Annotated in this window: 4 protein-coding genes and 1 pseudogene; 4 read left to right on the top strand and 1 reads right to left on the bottom strand. The window is 59.1% G+C overall.

Annotation, left to right across the window (positions count from 1 at the left end; genetic code table 11):
* The coding region (locus ACUTJJ_RS24890) for a pantetheine-phosphate adenylyltransferase (RefSeq protein ID WP_445543764.1) at positions 1-293 on the bottom strand (293 nt) is incomplete at its 3' end.
* Positions 294-730: 437 nt separating this feature from the next.
* On the opposite strand from ACUTJJ_RS24890, the gene ACUTJJ_RS24885 reads away from it, so the two are divergent.
* From ACUTJJ_RS24885 to ACUTJJ_RS24870, 4 genes and pseudogenes are all read left to right on the top strand, one after another.
* Positions 731-910 (top strand): hypothetical protein, encoded by a 180-nt coding sequence (locus tag ACUTJJ_RS24885; RefSeq protein ID WP_003503030.1) that lies wholly within the window; start codon positions 731-733, stop codon positions 908-910.
* Positions 911-948: 38 nt separating this feature from the next.
* Complete coding sequence (locus ACUTJJ_RS24880) at positions 949-1083, top strand: hypothetical protein (RefSeq protein WP_256366746.1); 135 nt, start codon at positions 949-951, stop codon at positions 1081-1083.
* Positions 1084-1531: 448 nt separating this feature from the next.
* A complete protein-coding gene (locus ACUTJJ_RS24875; protein WP_445543763.1) occupies positions 1532-3424 on the top strand; it encodes a peptidyl-prolyl cis-trans isomerase in 1893 nt (630 codons plus the stop codon).
* Between the two features lie 15 nt (positions 3425-3439).
* Positions 3440-3595: pseudogene (locus ACUTJJ_RS24870) on the top strand (anthranilate phosphoribosyltransferase); the annotation flags it as partial.

Genomic DNA, 3595 nt, shown 5'->3' with positions numbered 1-3595 from the left:
GTGCCGTCGCGCAGGCCGCGCAGCAGCAGCTGCGCCCCGTGCTGGCGGGCCGCATCGACAACCAGATTATCGAAGGAGACGACGTCCATGCGTGCCGCCTCACCGGGCAACTGCTCGGCAAGCGCCTGCTTTATCAGCGCCGCCCGCTCCTCGAAGGTAAACATCGGCGCTTTGCCCGGATGGATGCCGACGGCAACGATGACTTTCGACGCAACGTTCAGCGCCTGGATAAGCACATCCAGATGTCCGTTGGTCATCGGATCGAATGATCCTGGATAAAAGGCAATCGTCATATCGCTCTCAGATGGTGGGCGCGTTTCGATGCTGGGTATCATGTGCCCGCCTTTTGTCATGGAGATCAACGCGGCGCAAGACTTTATCCTCTTCCCACCCCTCCGCTGCGGCCCGGTGAACCCCCGATGAATGCGGCGTTCAGGGCGGTTTCAGAGCTATTTTGTTTAAATGCACAGCATCGGGAAACCGAAACGCCTTTCACCCGTTAAGCATCCGGAGAACTAAAAATGCTGGCCTTTATGATCGTCCTTTCGATCATCGCGTCATTCGCTGCCGAGTATGTTTTTCTCGAATGAGAGTCCCAGCCAGTTTCCTGAACGCCAGATGAACGAGCCATTCAAGGAAGTTTCACCGGGGCGATGCTAATCGATTTTTACGATTGACGCGGAACATGATCAGACGTGGCGCGTTAACAAGAAACCAAAGGAACAGACAGATGTTTGTAAGAGAAAAACAGTCTACTTCGGCGAAGATCAGCGTCATCAGCACAGCCTGGACAGTACTGGTTATCGCAATGGTAGCAACGACGTTTAGTCTTTATGAGCAGAAGCCTGAAACCCAGGGCCCGGACTACCCGCAGCTGACCGCCCGTTATCAGTACATGAATTATTACTGATAGCGGGGAGAAATCCTCAATCTCTCGGAGACGATATCATGTTTACATTTCTGACGATGCTACTGGCCCTCATCAGCGTAATGTTCGTGACATCAATGATCTCCGTCATCGCCGAAATGCGGCGTGAGGATGAGGAATTCAAGGACGCTGTCCGGCGCGACCGCGCTTTCTAAGCGCGGTAGAGCGGATCAGGCCTATCCACATCATTCTTTGACGCCGCCTGGCTCGTTCAGGCGGTTTTGTTTTGCCGTCAGGGCGGGCGGACATTTCCAAGGTTCTTATTATACGCCTCCGTCATTCCGGCCTTGAGCCGGAATCCAGCCAACGCGCGTTTGCGCGGTGAAAAAACTCTTTTCAGCCCAAGGACTTGGGCTGGCTTGATTCCGGCTCAGGGCCGGAATGACGGGTGAAGAGTTTGACCAGCCTCCTTATCAGCTCGACACTGTCGCTCTGAATATTTCGCTTCCCGTTCATCCCCCAATCACACAACCGTTTTCAAAACCCCGTTTTTCCAAGGGAAATTCCCTTCAATTTCCGAATGGATTGATTTAAGGAACGCCGATACGTTGCGGGCCGGACAGCCGGCGACCGGAATGACGTTCCTGTGAGGTTTGCATAACGATGCTCGATTCCCTGAGAAATGCTTCTCGAACCATGGCAGCCAAGCTGCTGCTTCTCCTGCTTGTTGTTTCCTTCGGCGTCTGGGGCGTCTCCGCATCGCTTGTCACTGCCAATTCCCATGCTGTGATGACGGTGGGCGACCAGACGGTGAGCCCGCAGGAATTCCGTCTTGCCTACCAGCGCCAGATTTCCGATCTCAGCCGCCAGTTCGGCACGAGGCTGACGACCGAGCAGGCCAAGGCCTTCGGCATCGACCGCCAGGTGTTCAGCCAGCTTGCCGCCGGTGCATCGCTCGACGAGCTGGCTTCGAAGATGAACCTCGGGCTTTCGGAAGACCGTCTCGCCAAACTCATCGCCGAAGACCCGGCCTTCAAATCCGTCAACGGCCAGTTCGATCGCAACCTGTTTACCGAGCGCCTGCGCAACTCCGGTTTCCGCGAGGATGACTACATCAAGGAGCGCAGCAAGGTCGCCGTGCGCAGCCAGATCGTTGAAGCCGTTTCCGATGGTTTTGCCGCGCCGCAGGTATTGGTTGACGCGCTGAAGCAATATCGCAACGAGCAGCGTACCGTCGATTACGTCATTCTCTCCAACGCCGTCATCCCGCCAGTCAAGGCGCCGGGCGACGACGTGCTGACGCCGTGGTTCGAAACCAACAAGGCAAAGTACCGCGCGCCTGAATTCCGCAAGTTCACCTACGTGAAGCTCGAGCCGTCTGATATCGCCGAGCCGGCATCGGTGACCGATGCGCAGATCGCCGACTACTATAACAGCCACAAGGACAGCTTCCGCACCGCCGGCCGCCGCACGGTGGAGCAACTGACCTTCCCGGACAAGGAAATGGCTGCCGCTGCCGCCGAGCAGATCAGGCTCGGCAACACCACCTACGATCAGGTGGTGAAAGACCAGGGCAAGACGGCATCCGACGTGACGCTTGGCGAATTCACCAAGGATACCATTCCCGACCAGTCGATTGCCGATGCGGCCTTCGCCATCCAGAAGGATGGCGGCGTATCGCCCGTGGTGGACGGCGCCTTCGGCCCGGTTCTCCTGCGCGTCACCGGTATCAAGCCGGAAACCACCCGTACGCTGGATGAAGCCAAGGACGATATCCGCAAGGATCTCGCTACCGCCGCCGCGGCTGAGGAAGTCACGAACGTGCACGATCGTTACGAAGACCTGCGCGCCGGCGGCTCGTCGCTTTCCGATGCCGCCAAGCAGCTCAACCTGAAGCCCGTCACCATCGACGCCATCGATGCCGCCGGCCTCAATGAAAAGGGCGACGCCGTCGAGGGCCTGCCCTCGCCGCAGCTGGCGCAGGAAGCCTTCAAGACCGAACCCGGCACGGAAGCCCTGCCGATCAATCTCGGACGTGAAGGATACATCTGGTTCGACGTCGAGCAGATCATCCCTGCCCGCGACCGCACGCTTGCCGAAATTCGTGACGATGTCGTGGCCGACTGGACGGCCGAGCAGCAGCGCACCGCGCTTGCCGCCAAGGCCGACGAGCTGAAGGCCCGCGTTGAAAAGGGCGAGACGCTTGAAGCCGTCGCCGGTGAACTCAGCCTTGCCGTGGAGCAAAAGTCCGGCCTGCGCCGCACCAGCGAAGACGCGATCTTCGGCCGACAGACCATCGCTGCCGTCTTTGCCGGAGCCGAAGGTCTGGTGGGCACCGCGGCCGATGCCGACGGTTCCAGCCGCATCCTCTTCAAGGTTACGTCCGTGGACACGAGCGCCGCGCCGGACGCGCTTGCCAACGACGACCAGCAGTTCACCGCCATTGCCCGCGCAGCCGGCGACGACATGTTGGACCAGATGGTCAACCGCCTGCAGAATGACTATGGTGTGACGATCAACCAAGCCCTCGCCGATCAGGCGATGGTTGGCTTCTGACACGGGGGGCGAGAAATGGCCGAACTGAAGCCGCTGATCGCCAAGGTCGCGAACGGAGAAAGCCTGAACCGCGAAGACGCGCGCACGGCTTTCGACATTCTGATGTCGGGCGAAGCCACCCCGTCGCAGATCGGCGGTTTCCTGATGGCGCTCCGCGTGCGCGGCGAAACG

Source organism: Agrobacterium sp. DKPNP3, assembly GCF_052686535.1.
This window is presented reverse-complemented; position numbering and strand designations above follow the sequence as displayed.